The sequence below is a fragment of the Pseudorhodoplanes sp. genome (genome assembly GCF_035565795.1).
GTDB lineage: Bacteria > Pseudomonadota > Alphaproteobacteria > Rhizobiales > Xanthobacteraceae > Pseudorhodoplanes.
Genome location: NZ_DATMRV010000021.1, coordinates 1 through 13,916, shown reverse-complemented (window position 1 = coordinate 13,916; position 13,916 = coordinate 1). Strand labels below are relative to the sequence as shown.

General features: G+C 63.0%; 17 protein-coding genes. 8 read left to right on the top strand and 9 right to left on the bottom strand.

Annotation, left to right across the window (positions count from 1 at the left end):
- The coding region (locus tag VNZ93_RS01790) for a cupin domain-containing protein (protein WP_325699203.1) at positions 1–289 on the top strand (289 nt) is incomplete at its 5' end.
- Positions 290–363: 74 nt separating this feature from the next.
- Here VNZ93_RS01790 and VNZ93_RS01785 read toward each other — a convergent pair.
- On the bottom strand, positions 364–783 hold the full coding sequence (locus VNZ93_RS01785; RefSeq protein WP_325699208.1) for a DUF992 domain-containing protein: 420 nt from the start codon (positions 781–783) through the stop codon (positions 364–366).
- Positions 784–1,030: 247 nt separating this feature from the next.
- Between VNZ93_RS01785 and VNZ93_RS01780 the strand changes: the two genes are divergently transcribed.
- The 7 genes from VNZ93_RS01780 (at position 1,031) to bcsS (ending at position 6,557) form a co-directional block, all read left to right on the top strand.
- A complete protein-coding gene (locus tag VNZ93_RS01780; RefSeq protein WP_325699201.1) occupies positions 1,031–1,870 on the top strand; it encodes a DUF72 domain-containing protein in 840 nt (279 codons plus the stop codon).
- The gene (locus VNZ93_RS01775) at positions 1,870–2,577 is read left to right on the top strand and encodes a cyclic nucleotide-binding domain-containing protein (protein ID WP_325699199.1); all 708 of its coding nucleotides are present in this window, start codon (positions 1,870–1,872) and stop codon (positions 2,575–2,577) included. The genes VNZ93_RS01780 and VNZ93_RS01775 overlap by 1 nt, the downstream gene beginning before the upstream one ends.
- A 189-nt stretch (positions 2,578–2,766) precedes the next feature.
- Positions 2,767–3,225 carry a DUF488 domain-containing protein gene (locus VNZ93_RS01770; RefSeq protein ID WP_325699196.1) on the top strand — a complete coding sequence of 153 codons (459 nt, stop codon included), beginning with the start codon at positions 2,767–2,769 and terminating at the stop codon, positions 3,223–3,225.
- A gap of 110 nt (positions 3,226–3,335) precedes the next feature.
- Complete coding sequence (locus VNZ93_RS01765; RefSeq protein ID WP_325699193.1) at positions 3,336–4,019, top strand: Crp/Fnr family transcriptional regulator; 684 nt, start codon at positions 3,336–3,338, stop codon at positions 4,017–4,019.
- Positions 4,020–4,175: 156 nt separating this feature from the next.
- Positions 4,176–4,871, top strand: coding sequence for a Crp/Fnr family transcriptional regulator (locus VNZ93_RS01760; RefSeq protein WP_325699190.1), 696 nt, complete (start codon positions 4,176–4,178; stop codon positions 4,869–4,871).
- Positions 4,872–5,008: 137 nt separating this feature from the next.
- Positions 5,009–5,722, top strand: a complete 714-nt coding sequence (locus VNZ93_RS01755; RefSeq protein WP_325699187.1) for a helix-turn-helix transcriptional regulator — start codon at positions 5,009–5,011, stop codon at positions 5,720–5,722.
- Positions 5,723–5,819: 97 nt separating this feature from the next.
- A complete protein-coding gene (gene bcsS, locus VNZ93_RS01750; RefSeq protein WP_325699185.1) occupies positions 5,820–6,557 on the top strand; it encodes a cellulose biosynthesis protein BcsS in 738 nt (245 codons plus the stop codon).
- Here bcsS and VNZ93_RS01745 read toward each other — a convergent pair whose 3' ends face one another.
- The 8 genes from VNZ93_RS01745 to VNZ93_RS01710 all read right to left on the bottom strand — a co-directional run bounded on the left by VNZ93_RS01745 (position 6,558) and on the right by VNZ93_RS01710 (position 13,642).
- Entirely contained in the window at positions 6,558–7,646 is a 1,089-nt protein-coding gene (locus tag VNZ93_RS01745) for an ABC transporter permease (RefSeq protein WP_325699206.1), read from the bottom strand.
- A 77-nt stretch (positions 7,647–7,723) separates the two neighbouring features.
- Entirely contained in the window at positions 7,724–8,671 is a 948-nt protein-coding gene (locus VNZ93_RS01740) for an ABC transporter ATP-binding protein (RefSeq protein WP_325699182.1), read from the bottom strand.
- Entirely contained in the window at positions 8,668–9,441 is a 774-nt protein-coding gene (locus VNZ93_RS01735) for an efflux RND transporter periplasmic adaptor subunit (RefSeq protein ID WP_325699179.1), read from the bottom strand. Before VNZ93_RS01735 ends, VNZ93_RS01740 begins: the two co-directional genes overlap by 4 nt.
- Positions 9,438–10,142 carry a TetR/AcrR family transcriptional regulator gene (locus tag VNZ93_RS01730; RefSeq protein ID WP_325699176.1) on the bottom strand — a complete coding sequence of 235 codons (705 nt, stop codon included), beginning with the start codon at positions 10,140–10,142 and terminating at the stop codon, positions 9,438–9,440. The genes VNZ93_RS01735 and VNZ93_RS01730 overlap by 4 nt, the downstream gene beginning before the upstream one ends.
- Before the next feature lie 123 nt (positions 10,143–10,265).
- Positions 10,266–10,634: a DUF4189 domain-containing protein gene (locus tag VNZ93_RS01725; protein WP_325699172.1), complete on the bottom strand. Its 369-nt coding sequence runs from the start codon at positions 10,632–10,634 to the stop codon at positions 10,266–10,268.
- A gap of 72 nt (positions 10,635–10,706) precedes the next feature.
- Entirely contained in the window at positions 10,707–12,329 is a 1,623-nt protein-coding gene (locus VNZ93_RS01720) for a molybdopterin-binding/glycosyltransferase family 2 protein (protein ID WP_325699169.1), read from the bottom strand.
- An 88-nt stretch (positions 12,330–12,417) separates the two neighbouring features.
- A complete protein-coding gene (locus VNZ93_RS01715; RefSeq protein ID WP_325699166.1) occupies positions 12,418–13,167 on the bottom strand; it encodes an XdhC family protein in 750 nt (249 codons plus the stop codon).
- A 139-nt stretch (positions 13,168–13,306) separates the two neighbouring features.
- On the bottom strand, positions 13,307–13,642 hold the full coding sequence (locus VNZ93_RS01710; RefSeq protein ID WP_325699163.1) for an XdhC family protein: 336 nt from the start codon (positions 13,640–13,642) through the stop codon (positions 13,307–13,309).
- Positions 13,643–13,916 lie beyond the last annotated feature (274 nt).

Below are 13,916 nucleotides of genomic sequence, written 5' to 3'. Positions count from 1 at the left end.
GCAGGACGAATTCATCTACATGCTGGAAGGCACCTTTGACCTGTATCTCGATGGCCAATGGGTGAAGGCGTCTGCGGGCGATCTGGTGCGCATGCCGATGGGCTTGCCGCACGGCTATTACAACAAGACCGACAAGCCGACCCGCGCGCTGTTCTGGGTATCGCCGTCGCGCCGCCTCAAGGAGTTGTTCGACCAGCTCCACAACCTGACCGATCCCGAGGAAGTCGTCCGCCGTTCCGCAGCGCATGAGGTCGATTTCCTGCCGCCCGGCAGCGTGCCCGGCGCGTGATCGGGTCTGAAAAAAGAAGAAGCCCGGCCGAGGCCGGGCTTCTGACATTCGATGATGTCGCGACGATGTCTCGTTTAGCGCAGCGCCAGAGCGGCGACACCGCCCGCAACATTCACGCCACGCTGCGCGGTCACCGAAAGCGGCTGCAGCGACACGGTGCGGTTCGAACCGCCGACCAGCACGTTGGCGCCGCCGCCAACGCCGAACGACGCGTCACCGGCTGCACCGACATAGTTTCCGACCAGAGTCCGCGGCGGGAGCGCGCTGCTCGGCGCGAAGACTGCCCAATACAGCCGGCCGCCCTGCTTTACGCCGAGGTCGACGCCGAGCCGCGACATGCCACCGTAATAAAGCTCGGGCCGTCCGCGGGTCGGGCGGAAAATGCAGCGGACCTCTTGCCGCGAGCCGATGACCAGGCCGACAGTGGGCGCCATGTCACAGGTCAGGCTGCCCGCCCGAACACGGGACTGGGCGTCAGCTGATGATACCGACATTGCGATCGAGGCCGCAGCGACGGCCGTGAGCAGGAATGAGCGCATGATGGCTCCTTTTCGACATAGAGACAAAACAAGAGAGGCGGCTGAAGTCTGAAAACCTGAGGCCTGCTGTGATAGACAAGTCCGGCTGTGCGCCGCAGCAGGTCCGATACCTCCCCCACGAAATTACCGTCGCCAGCGGACGGCAACCGGGGCATAGAACACATTTCCTGCGATAAAGTTTCATAGCCTTCAGGAGGACCGCGTGGCGGCGAAGCAGGGACGCATCTATTGCGGCATCGGAGGCTGGACCTACGAGCCCTGGCGAGGCGAATTCTACCCCAAGGGTCTGCCGCACGCGCAGGAGTTGAGGTACGCCGCAAGCCACCTCACCTCGATCGAGATCAACGGCACTTTCTATCGTACTCAGAGCCCGGCGAGTTACCGCAAGTGGGCGTCGGAGGTCCCGGACGGCTTCATATTCTCGCTGAAGGGTCCGCGCTTTGCCGTAAACCGTAGCGTACTCGCCGAGGCCGGCGACTCGATCAAGCGCTTCCTCAATTCCGGCGTGACCGAACTGGGCGACCGGCTCGGGCCGTTGCTGTGGCAATTCGCGCCGACCAAGAAATACGACGAGGCCGACTTCGGCAAATTCCTCGAACTTCTGCCCGATGTGTTCGACGGCCACACGCTCCGGCACGTGGTCGAGGTCCGCCATGACAGTTTCCGCGTCCCGGCATTCGTGAACCTGGTGCGGCGTTTTCAGATCGCGGTCTGCTACTCGGAGCACGCGACCTATCCCGCGATCCCCGACGTGACGACGGATTTCGTTTATGCGCGCCTGCAAAAGGGCGATGACAAGGTCAAGACCGGCTACCCGCCGAAGGCGCTCGACGCCTGGGCCGCGCGCAGCAAGCTATGGGCATCCGGGGGCGCTCCTGACGATCTGCCGGCCGTGGATCCCACGGCCAAACCGAAAAAGACGCCGCGCGACGTGTTCGTCTACTTCATCCACGAGGGTAAGGTCCGGGCCCCGGCTGCGGCAATGGCTTTGATCGAGCGTCTTGGTACGGGAGTTGATCGAAAGGGCGCCGAGCGGCGATAGTGTTCCTGAAGCCGGCAGACGCCGCCGGCCTGGAGCGCGACATGGAAATTCCGCTGATAGCTCAAGCCGCGGCGACCGCTGGCATTGTCCTCACTGTGGTCCAGTACTGGATGAAGACCATGATCCCGCTCAGGATCGTGGGCATCGTCACCAACGTGCTGTTCCTGATCTATGCCGGCATCGCCGGCATCTGGCCGACGATCGTGCTCAACTGCATCGTGCTTCCGCTCAATCTTTATCGCGTGCACGAGATGCGTCAGCTGATCCGGCGTACCCAGCGCGCCGCGCGCTCCGATCTCGACATGACATGGCTGCAGCCGTTCATGACGCGACGCAAAACGAAGGCCGGACAGGTGATTTTCCGCAAGGGCGACATCGCGGAGGCGATGTATCTCGTCGTCGGCGGGCGCTATCAGCTGCAGGAAATCGGCATCACGCTTGAGGCCGGAGCCGTTGTCGGCGAGCTTGGGCTTCTGTCCCCGGAGGGCGTCAGAACCGCAACGCTGATTTCGCTCGACGACGGCGAAGTGCTGTCCCTCGCCTATGAGAAGTTCGAGGAGCTTTATTACCAGAATCCGGAATTCGGCCTTGGCTTCCTCAAGCTGACAAGCAAGCGGCTGTTCGAGAATATCGCGCGGTTGGAAGCCGAACTCGCGACGCGTCCGCCGCGGATCGTGCCGCAACCATCACCCATGACAAAGCATTGAGGGAAACAAAAAAGCGAAAAAGCCACGAAATGAAGCAGGTGCGCTTACATCCGGCGTCACCCACGACATCCGTGGCCACAGCGTTGGGGCTTTCGCCTCAACATCGCTAGATCGCCATATGGGGACCCGAAACCTGAATACAAGGGGCCCACATGCGCTTTGGTCGCGTCCCGGCCGGGAGAGGTTCAAATGGCAGCCGCCCGAAAGATCTTCACCATCGGCTACGAACAGTCTCGTCCCGATGCCCTCCTCGCGGCGCTGAAGGACGCGAAGGTCCAGATTCTCGTCGACGCACGCGCGGTCGCCGCGTCGCGCAAGCCGGGCTTCTCCAAGCGGGCATTATCGGCCGCGCTGGATGAAGCCGGAATCGCCTATCTGCATCTGCAGAAGCTCGGCACGCCCGCGGAAGGCCGCGCCGCCGCCCATGCCGGCCGGATGGACGCGATGTGGCGCATCTACGACAAGCATCTGAAGACGCATGACGCGATCGAGGCCATGGACGAACTGCTCGCGATCGTAGGCAAAGGCAAGCGGGTCTGCCTTCTGTGCTTCGAGCGTGATCCCGGTCATTGCCATCGCAGCCGGATCGCCGAGATCGTCCACGAACGAACCGGCGCGAAGGTCACCGATCTTTTCCCCGAGGCCTGATCCACAACATCGGACTGGAAGATTCCGATTGAAGTCGCGGTCGAAGACGGCCACCCTATCGGCCTTTCCGGTTTTTCCATCTCCCCGACGTCCTTTCGGAGTCTTCGTTCATGGCCGACCTTATCGGCTACTTCACCCATATGCGTTTTGCCGAAGTCATCGGTTACATTGCCGCGGCGCTGGTCTTTGCCACCTTCTCGATGAAGACCATGGTGCCGCTCCGGACCGTCGGCATTTGCAGCAATGTCTTCTTTATCGCCTATGGCTATCTGAACCCCGCCTATCCATTGCTGGTCCTGCATTGCCTGTTGCTGCCGCTCAACATCCTGCGGCTGACTCAGATGCTGTCGCTCGTGAAAGAAACGAAGGAATCCTTCGAAGGCGACCTCGACATGAACTGGATCAGGCCGTTCACCACAACCCGCGCGATGACGCCGGGTGAAGTGCTGTTCCGCAAAGGCGATCCGGCGAACGAAATCATCTTCATCATGTCGGGCAGCCTGCGCATTCCGGAGCTTGGCATTGCCGTCCCGCCGGGCGAAGTTGTCGGCGAACTCGGCATGCTGTCGCCCGACAAGGTACGCACGCAATCGGCCGTCTGCGTCGACGGCGGACAGATCCTGACCATCACCTATGACCAGGTCCGGCAGCTGTTTTTCCAGAATCCAAAATTCGGCTATTACTTCATGCAGCTGAGCGCACGGCGGCTGTTCGAAAATCTGCAACGCGTACAGGCGGAAAACGAAGCACTGCGGGCCGCAAGAAGCGCAGACAAGCTTCAGCCCGCCGAATAGTGAGCGGCTGACGGCCCCCTTTCGGAAGCAGCGCGCGTTTCGCTGCCGTCTGCCAGGACAACATCGGCGCCATCGCTGCACTGCGTACGGCGCAGATTCCCGTTGATCGTCCCTGCGAACGCGGTCAGGCTCTGCGTTCAGTACGTGGGGATCGCAATGAACCTTGTCGCCATCTTGGACCACTTCGGAGGCCTCCAGCCCACCGAATGGCTCGGCTACGTCGCCTCAGCATTCGTGTTCACTACGTTCTCGATGAAGACCATGGTGCCACTGCGCGTGATCGCGATCTCGAGCAACGTGCTCTTCATCGCATACGGATATCTGCACCCGGCCTATCCGGTGCTTCTCCTGCACTTGCTGTTGCTGCCGCTGAACTACTGGCGGCTTCGGCAGATGCTGACGCTCGTTCGCGAGACCGAAGCCGCGCATGACGGCGACCTCGACATGAACTGGATCAGGCCGTTCACCACAACACGCGCGATGACGCCGGGTGAAGTGCTGTTCCGCAAAGGCGATCCCGCCAACGAAATCGTCTTCATCATGTCGGGCAGCCTGCGCATCGCGGAGCTTGGCATTGTCGTGCCTCCCGGCGAGGTGGTGGGCGAGCTCGGCATGCTGTCGCCCGACAAGGTGCGCACGCAATCGGCTGTCTGCGTCGATGGCGGACAGATCCTGACCATCACCTATGACCAGGTCCGGCAATTGTTCTTCCAGAATCCGAAGTTCGGCTATTACTTCATGCAGCTCAGCGCGCGGCGCCTGTTTGAAAACATGACGCGGGTGCAGACCGAGATCGAAACGCTACGGGGCGTCGCGAAACGCACGGAGGACTTCCAGCCTGCGGAGCCGTGATCCGTACCTTGGCACAAGAGGCCTTGCCCGTTGGCGGTGTTCGGTCGAATATCATCGCGATCGGGCCACGAACGGGATCTCGCATGCCCCCGGAATATCGCAACAACCGTGACGACGCCCCCCGCTCCGTGGCGGCCATGGCTGCGACCTTTCCCGACGGCGACCGCATTCCCGAGCATCTCCACAAGCGCGGACAACTCATTCACGCCATCCACGGCACGATGAAGGTCGAGACCGCAGATGCCGCCTGGATCGTGCCGCCGGCGCTTGCCCTCTGGATGCCCCCGGCCTTTCCGCACGGCATGGCGATGCGCGGCGAACTCGCCATGCGAACGATCTATATCGACCCACGGGATTGCCGCGACCTGCCGAAAACGCCGCTTCTGGTCGAGATCGGCGGTCTGATGCGGGAATTGATCCTCGCCGCGCTTGAAGAGCCGCTCGACTACGACGAGAGCGGCCGCGGCGGCATGATCGCGAAACTAATCCTCGCGGAGCTGCACCGGATGCAGGAGCGCAAGATGCACGTGCCGATGCCGCGCGATCCTCGTGCGGCGCGGATCGCCCGCGCTCTGCTGGATCATCCGGATGCGGATGGCGATCTGGACACCTGGGCCGAGCGCGCCGGAGCCAGCCGCCGGACGCTGGCCCGGCTGTTCCGCAGCGAAACCGGCTTCAGTTTCAACGAGTGGCGCTCTCGGCTGCGCGCAATAGACGGGCTCGCCCGCCTGTCGGAAGGCGAACCGGTTGGCGCGGCGGCATCCGCGGTCGGCTATGCCAGTCCCAGTGCCTTTTCCGCGATGGTCCGGCGCAATTTCGGCGAGCCGCCGCGACGCATGGTCCGGCGCTAGCGCAGCGGGATATTGCAACCTGAAATTGTTGCACGTAACATGATACCCGGCTGAGGTACGCAACCATCCGGCTCGCGTCGGGATTGGGTCCGTTTCCATGTTCAGCGTGCGTGGCGTGGTCGCGCAGCTTGCTGCTGCCGCGACGCTCGTAGGGTTGTGTTGTGTCAGCGCGCGGGCGGATGGCTTCGCGCGCAACGATGACACCTTTCTCTATTTCAGCGGCGTCGACCTCTGGACACACGGCAGCTTCTCATACGGCGGCATGTTGTGGTCGCCGGGCGGGCTGGATCGCGACGGCTTCACCTTCAAGGCGCTGATCGGCACGGGATCGTATCAATACACGTCCGGCGCGCTCGGCGGCCTGACAGTGACCGGCCAGCAATTCTCCGGCTTCGTCCTGCCCGGCTGGCGCTTCGTGCGTGACAAGACATTCGTCACGGTCTTCGCCGGTCTCGACCTGCAGCACCACTGGATAACCCCGTACGATCCGGCCAGCGATCTCCTCGGCAGTCATGCGGGCATTCGCGGGGCGATCGAGGTCTGGCATGAACCGAATGCCGCAACCATGATCGCCGCCGATGCGACCGTATCGTCGATCGGGCCGAGCTTTGCGGCGCGCGCGGCTTACGGATGGCGTGTCGCCGATGCCTTTTATATCGGGCCCGAAATTGGGGGCTTTGCCAGCCGCGACACCTACCAGCAATTCCGCGCCGGCCTGCACGTCACCGGCTTTCGCTTCGCATGGGTCGAATGGTCCGCGGCATTTGGCTGGGCGATGGACAGCGATGACCGGGACGGGTTTTACGCGCGGCTCGGATTGCACGTGCGGCGATAGTCAATCCAGCGTCCGCCTGAACCTCAGCACCGCGATGGTCATCGCGATCAGCATCAGAACGAACAGGGCAATCGCATCGTAGCGCAGATCCTCCATCGTCGCGCCCTTCAGCATGATCGCGCGCACGATCCGGATATAATGTGTCAGCGGCAACGCTTCGCCCAGCCATTGCGCCCAGGTCGGCATTCCGGCGAACGGGAACATGAATCCCGAAAGCAGGATGTTCGGCAGAAAGAACATCATCGACATCTGCACGGCCTGGAGCTGGTTCTGTGCGACCGTCGAGAAGGTGTAGCCGATCGACAGATTGGCCGCGATGAACAATGTCGACAGCCCCGCCAGCAGCATCAGGCTTCCGTAGATCGGCACATGGAACAGGAATACGCCGGTGCCGACGATCAACGTGGCCTGCAGGAATCCGACAACGACATAGGGAACGATCTTCCCGAGCATGATCTCGATCGGCGTGATCGGCATTGCGAGGAGCGCCTCCATCGTCCCGCGCTCGATCTCGCGCGTGACCGACAGCGCGGTAAAGATCAGCATCGTCATGGTGAGGATCGTGCCGACCAGACCCGGCACGATGTTCAATGCGGTTTCGGCCGCCGGGTTGTAGCGCGCATGAGTACGGAATTCGAACAGCGGCCGCCCGGCATCCGGAAGTCCGCGGTCATTCTGCAATGCCGTCCGGACCAATTGCCCGAGCGCCCCGAGCGCCGAACCCGACGCCACCGGATCGGTCGCATCGGCCGCGACAAGGAGCGCGGGCCGTTCGCCCCGCCGGATTGCGCGCTCGAAGCCGCGCGGAATTTCCACGCCGAACAGCACGGTGCCGGACGCAAGCAGGCGGTCAAACTCGGCCTCGTCCTCGACCTGATGCGTGACCTTGAAATAGCGGGTGTTCTGCAGCGCCTTCAGCACCGAACGGCCCACATCGCTGTGTTCCTGCAACAACACGGCGGTCGGCAGATTGCGCGGGGTAGTGTTGATGGCGTAGCCGAACAGGACAAGCTGCATCAGCGGGATCATAACGATCATGGCGAAGGAAACGCGGTCCCGCCGGAGCTGGATAAACTCCTTGATCAGCATCGCCCGCGTACGGCGCCAGAATGCCGTCCATCGCGACACTGTGTTCGCCGCCGGCGTGGCCGATGGAGGCTGGACCGTCACTGGAAATTATCCTTCGCACGGCTCATCAGGTCGATGAACACGTCTTCGAGTGTCGGTTCGGAGATTTTCCAGGTGAGACCCGGCCGCTCGCGGTAGGGTTTGATCGCCGCTTCCAGCGCACTCGCGTCGCGTCCCGACACGTGCAGGCTGTTACCGAACGGCGCGACCATGTCGATGCCGGGCTTGCCCTGCAGCTCACGTAGCAGGCCGTTCAAATCCGCACCGCTGACATCGAAGGTCGTGAGTCCCGCCTGACGCACCACCGCATCGACCGAGCCATGCGTCAGCAGCACACCATAGGCGATATATGCGATCTCGTGGCAGCGCTCCGCTTCGTCCATGTAATGGGTCGAAACCAGCACCGTGAGCCCTTCGGCGGCGAGCGCGTGTATCTCATCCCAGAATTCACGCCGCGCCTTGGGATCGACTCCCGCGGTCGGTTCGTCGAGCAGCAGAAGCTGTGGTGAGGGTAACGTGCAGGCGCCGAGCGCCAGCCGCTGCTTCCAGCCGCCCGACAATTCGCCGGCGAGTTGCTCTTCCCTGCCCGTCAGGCCGAGCCGTGCGATCATGTCGCGCGCAGCCTTGGCCGGATCATTCATCAGATGCAGGCGCGCCACGAATTCCAGATTCTCGCGTACCGACAGATCCTGATACAGACTGAATTTCTGCGTCATGTAGCCGACATGCAGCTTGATCTGGTCGGCCTGGGTGCGGATGTCATAGCCGAGGCAGGTGCCGTCGCCCCTGTCGGGCGTCAGCAGTCCGGTGAGCATGCGAATGGTCGTGGTCTTGCCCGAGCCGTTCGGCCCGAGGAAGCCGTAGATCGTGCCCTTCTTCACCCGCAACGAAAGATCGCGCACGACAACCCGGCTGCCGAACGACTTCGTCAGCCCGTGTACGTCGATCGCGATCTCCGGATTGGCGGTCATCAGTTTCCAGCTCATTTGGACGCTGGCTTCGGCGCCACCGTGACGTCGACCGGCTGGCCGACCCGGAGCGCGGCCGGATCATTCGGCATCGCCTCGATCAGATAAAGCAGCTTGTGGCGTTCCTGCTGCGAATAGATCACCGGCGGCGTGTATTCGGCGTACCGCGAGATGAAGCTGATCTTGCCTGTCATTCCCTCCGGACAGCCGTCGCAGGCAAAGCTGATTGGGTCGTCGATCGCAAGCCGCGCCAGCATCGGCTCGGGAACGTAGAACCGCACCTTCATATTTCCAGGTGGCAGGATGGAGACGATCGCGCGGCTGGCCGGTACCGTTTCGCCCGCGCGGTAATAGACCTGCTGCACCAGCCCCGTGACGGGACTCAACACGCGTCGCCGGGTCAGCCGCGTCTGGGCGGCCGCGAGCCGCGCCTGCGCCTCGCGATACAACGCCTGCGCGACATCGAAATCCTTTTGCGTGCCGGCCTTGCTTTGCAGAAGCTGCTGGGCGCGCTCGAAAGCCTGTTTCGTGTTCGCAAGCGTAGCCTGCGCGACGCCAAGATCGGCCTGTTGCAAGTCTTCATCGAGGACGAAAAGGAGTTGTCCGGTCTTCACCGCATCGCCCTGCCGCACCATCATCTGCTCGATGCGGCCCTGCTCGTCGGCACTGACAAAGATGAAGTCGCCCTCGATCCAGCCCTGCAAAACGTTGTCGTTGCCGTTTCCACACGCGGAGAGCAGCATGCAAAGCGCGAGACTGGCGGCGCCGATCCATTGCCGGGCGATCATGACCCGCCTCCATCGCGGCCGAGTAGAATATCGATGTGCGCGTTCAGCATCGCCCGCGCATCGAGCGGCTGCAGATGGCCGAACACACTGTTCCAGACGATGGCGACAAGCAGCGGCGACGCCAGCAATTGCGGGAAATCGACCAGCTCCCGATGCCGCAATTCGCCGCGTTCGACCGCCCTCTGCAACACAATACGCAGACCGGTGAAAACCTTGCTCAGCACTTCGCGGTGATAGAACTCGGCGAGCGCGGGAAACCGCGTACCCTCAGAGATGATCAGGCGGATGATGTCCTTGCGCCGCGTGCCGAGGACTTCCCGCACCATGACATCGACGAGACCACGCGCGAGCACCGGAAACGGCACGTCGACTTTCGCAAGACCTTCCAGGTGTCCGACCAGCGGCGACAGGATCGAACGCGCCAGTTCCTGGAACAGCGCTTCCTTGTCTGCGAAGTAGAGATAGATCGTCCCTTTCGCGACACCGGCACGCTTGGCCACATCATCGAGCCGCGCCGCCGCGAAACCCTGAGAGGAAAATTCCTCCAGCGCAGCATTCAGGATTGCTTCGCGGCGTGCGGCGCTGCGGATTTCGCGCGCACCGAGCGGCTTAGCATCCTTGGATGGCGCCGTCGGCGCAGCGGCCGGCTGCGCCGTACTGGCGCTGACAGGGGAAGCTTCTTTCCGGACCTTGGAGGGCATCGCTCGAACAAATTTATGACTGACCAGTCAGTCATATTTGGCGAGACGGTCATGCGCAAGTCGGTCCCTCCGCACAAAACCGTGAGCGGGATAAACTTCAACGATTTCAATGACTTGAATGCGTCAATCGCAGGCGAAGGCCCGGATCACGCAATCCTTGCCGCCGTTACGCGAGCATTCGCGCAGCGCGCGGTTCTGTGTTCTGGCGAGCCCCTCTCCGGTCGCATAACCGTACGCGCCGCAAGGGTTCGCCAATTCGACCGAAAACGCCATGCAGGTCCCGCGCACCGACGCAACGATCTTGCAGTTCTTTCCGCTGCACCTGGAAAGCGCTTCCTTCTCTGCCTGAGACGTTGCCGCGTAACCGCGCGAGAAGCCATAGGCGCCGCATGCGCCGATCGCGAGCGCACCATGCGCAGACGCGGGCGCGTGAACGAGAATTGTCGTTGTCAGAAAAGTCGCAGCACAGAACGCTGCGCGGAGCGCGCGCATCCCCTCTCTCCCGGAATATTTCCGCGCGGAAAAATCCGTGAGTCGCCGATGGCGCGCAACATCGCGCGGCAATCAGCCGCGTTCGAGTTCGGCTTTCACCGCATTCAGCGTTTCGGGTGTGTCGACGTCGATCAGCGCGCCGTTGCCGATCATCGGCACTTCGACCACAGCCTCGCTGTATTTAGCGATCAGATGACGCGCGCCGACATCGCCCGACAGCGTCATCAATTCCGGGAAGAAGCGGCGTGACCACAGAACCGGATTGCCACGCTTGCCGTCGATCACCGGCACGGCGATCAGAGCGCCCTTCCCAGCATCGTAGGCCGCGATCAGGCGGTCGATCAATGCCTGATCGACCTGCGGCATGTCCGCAAGCATCACGACCGCACCGTCGATGTCGTCGGACAACGCGGCAAGACCGGTGCGGAGCGAGGTCGACAACCCCTCCGCAAAATCCGGATTGTGGGCGAACTGGAGGGGCAGATCGCGCAGAGCGTCTGTGATGGTCTCGCTTTGGTGGCCGGTCACGACGACCACCGGCCGCGCTTTCGAAGCGAGCGCGGCTTCGGCGGCGATCCGGGCGAGCGGCTTGCCGGTCACGGTCGCGAGCAGCTTGTTCGGTCCGCCCATGCGGGTCGAGCGTCCGGCCGCAAGCACCACAGCGGCGAAACGCCCGCTCTCCCGCGGCAGCGGTTCCTCGCGCGGCTGCGGACGGGTCACGATCTCCATGAGGAGACCGCCGACGCCCATGCCGGTGATGTCGGCACGTGTCACCGGCAGACCTGCGAGCAGACGCATCAGAACCCAGTCGAAACCATTTTCCTTCGGCGAACGCGCGCAACCCGGAGCGCCGAGCACCGGACGGCCATGCGCCTGCCCGATCAGCATCAGGTTGCCGGGATCGACGGGCATACCGAAATGCTCGATGGTGCCGCCCACCGCCTCGATCGCCGCGGGGATGACGTCACGACGGTCGGCAATCGCAGACGCGCCGAACACGATGACGAGTTCGGCGCCTTCGCTTTCGACTTCGCGGATCGCCTTGGCGAGCGCTGTCTGATCGTGCGGGACACGCCGCTCCGCAATGATGCGCGCGCCGGCGGGTGCGAGCCGCTCATCGGTGATCTTCAGGGTCTTGTCGACGACCTTCGGCGACAGACCTGGCAGGAGCGTCGAGACGACGCCGACTTTCCTGATCTTGTAGGGCGCGACCCGTACCAGCGGCTTTGCGGCTTGGGCCGTCTTCATGGCGGACATGAAGACTTCGCCAGGAACCGCGAACGGAATGATCTTCACCGTGGCGAGCATTTCGCCTTCGACCACCGGCTTGTAGGCCGGCAGCGTTGCCACCGTGACCGCCTCATCGATGCGGTTCATCGCGTCGATCTGTTCGCGATCGACCACGAGGATTCCCGCCCTCTCGGCGAAGAGATTGCAGCGGCCGGTGAAGGCCTTGTCGGTCCGGACGCCCTCGCCCTTCGAGGCCTCGGCCAGCGCCGCGGCCGCGTCATCCTCCGACACATCGCCCGCGTCGAGCCGCGCCACCACGATTTCGGCTATGCCCGCCGCCTTCAGCGCAGCGACGTGCGAGGGCTCGATCACCGTGCCCTTCTTGAGGACGAGCGAGCCTTCACGGATGGTGTGGACCGCCGTGCCGCCGAGCGCCTCGTCGGGTTTGACGGGACCGAACTTCATGTGTCCGCTCCTTTACCTCGCCCTGTAAGGGGGAGGTCGACTGCCGAGCGAAGCGACGGCAGTCGGGTGGAGGTTTGGGCGGAGTTCGTCATGACCCCACCCCGGCGCGCACTGACGCGCCCACCGACCCTCCCCTTTCAGGGGAGGGAGAAGACTTCTCCGGCGATTGCCGCAGCCGCGCAGTGATCTCACCCATGATGGAGACTGCGATCTCGGGCGGCGACACCGCACCGATATCGAGCCCGATCGGCGCATGAATGCGCGCGATCTCGTTGTCGCTGATGCCCTGCGCCTTCAGACGCTCGACGCGGCGGCCATGCGTCTTCCGCGAGCCGAGCGCGCCGATATAGAAGCAATCCTTCGACAGCGCGTGGAGGAGCGCAGGGTCGTCGATTTTGGGATCATGCGTGAGCGCGACAAAAGCGGTGTATTTGTCAATGCCAAGGCCGGGCAACGCTTCGTCCGGCCATTGCGCGATCACCCTCACATCCGGGAAGCGTTCCTGTGTCGCAAAGGCCGTGCGCGGATCAACGATGGTCACGTCATAGCCGAGCAGCTTCGCGATCGGCGCCAAAGCCTGGCTGATATGGACCGCGCCGGTGATGACGAGCTTCGCCGGCGGCACATGGACGGTGAAGAAGACCTTGCCGGACGGCGTCTCCTCCATGCCGCTTTTGCCGCTGCGGATATGCTTCTCGATGAATTCCCGCAGCGGATCGTTCGCGACATCGGCGCCCTTCACAAGCCGCTGTTCGCCGCTTGCCACGTCGGTCACGACCACCGCCGCGCGCCTGTTGGCGCGTTCAGTGTTGAGTGCGGAGAGGATACTGAGCTTCATGTTCGTTCAACTGCGCTCGTGTCCCGGGCGCGGCGCAGCACGAAGTGATGCGCTGCAGAACCGGGACCTATTCCATGGTTCCCGGCTCAGCAATGCACCGCCATCGCGCTGTATTGCGTCCGGGAGGCGAGACTTTCGCCTAATCCACCTTCTCCACATAGACGCGGATGGTGCCGCCGCAGGACAGGCCGACCTTCCATGCGGTCTCGTCGGCAACACCGAATTCCAGTGTCCTGGATTTCCCGCTTTCGATCACGTCGAGCGCTTCCGTCACCACGGCGCCCTCGACGCAGCCGCCCGACACCGAGCCGAGGAAATTGCCCTCCTCGTCGATCACGAGATTGGAGCCGACCGGCCGCGGCGCGGAACCCCATGTCTCGACGACCGTCGCAAGCGCAACCCCGCGCCCGGCCTTCCGCCAGTCCTCTGCGGCTTTCAGGATATCCTCGTCCGTCGCCAGCGAATTCTGAGTCATCTGAATCCCCTTACGGCCTGCATTTGAATCTCTTGTAGAACATGAACTGATCCGAAAACCGGAGCCTGATGAGGGCCAGGCAAGCCTTTCGGGACTCGTGTCCTACGCCACCTTGTTCAACCAGTACTTCGCCTCGGCCTTGCCGTCTCCATCGGCCGACAGCGCGCGGCACAGATCCTTCATCGCATTGAGATTGTGGATCGGCCGCAATTCGTCAACATGCGGCAACATGGTCCTGATGCCGCTCGCCTTGGCCTCGAAGCCATCGAACCGC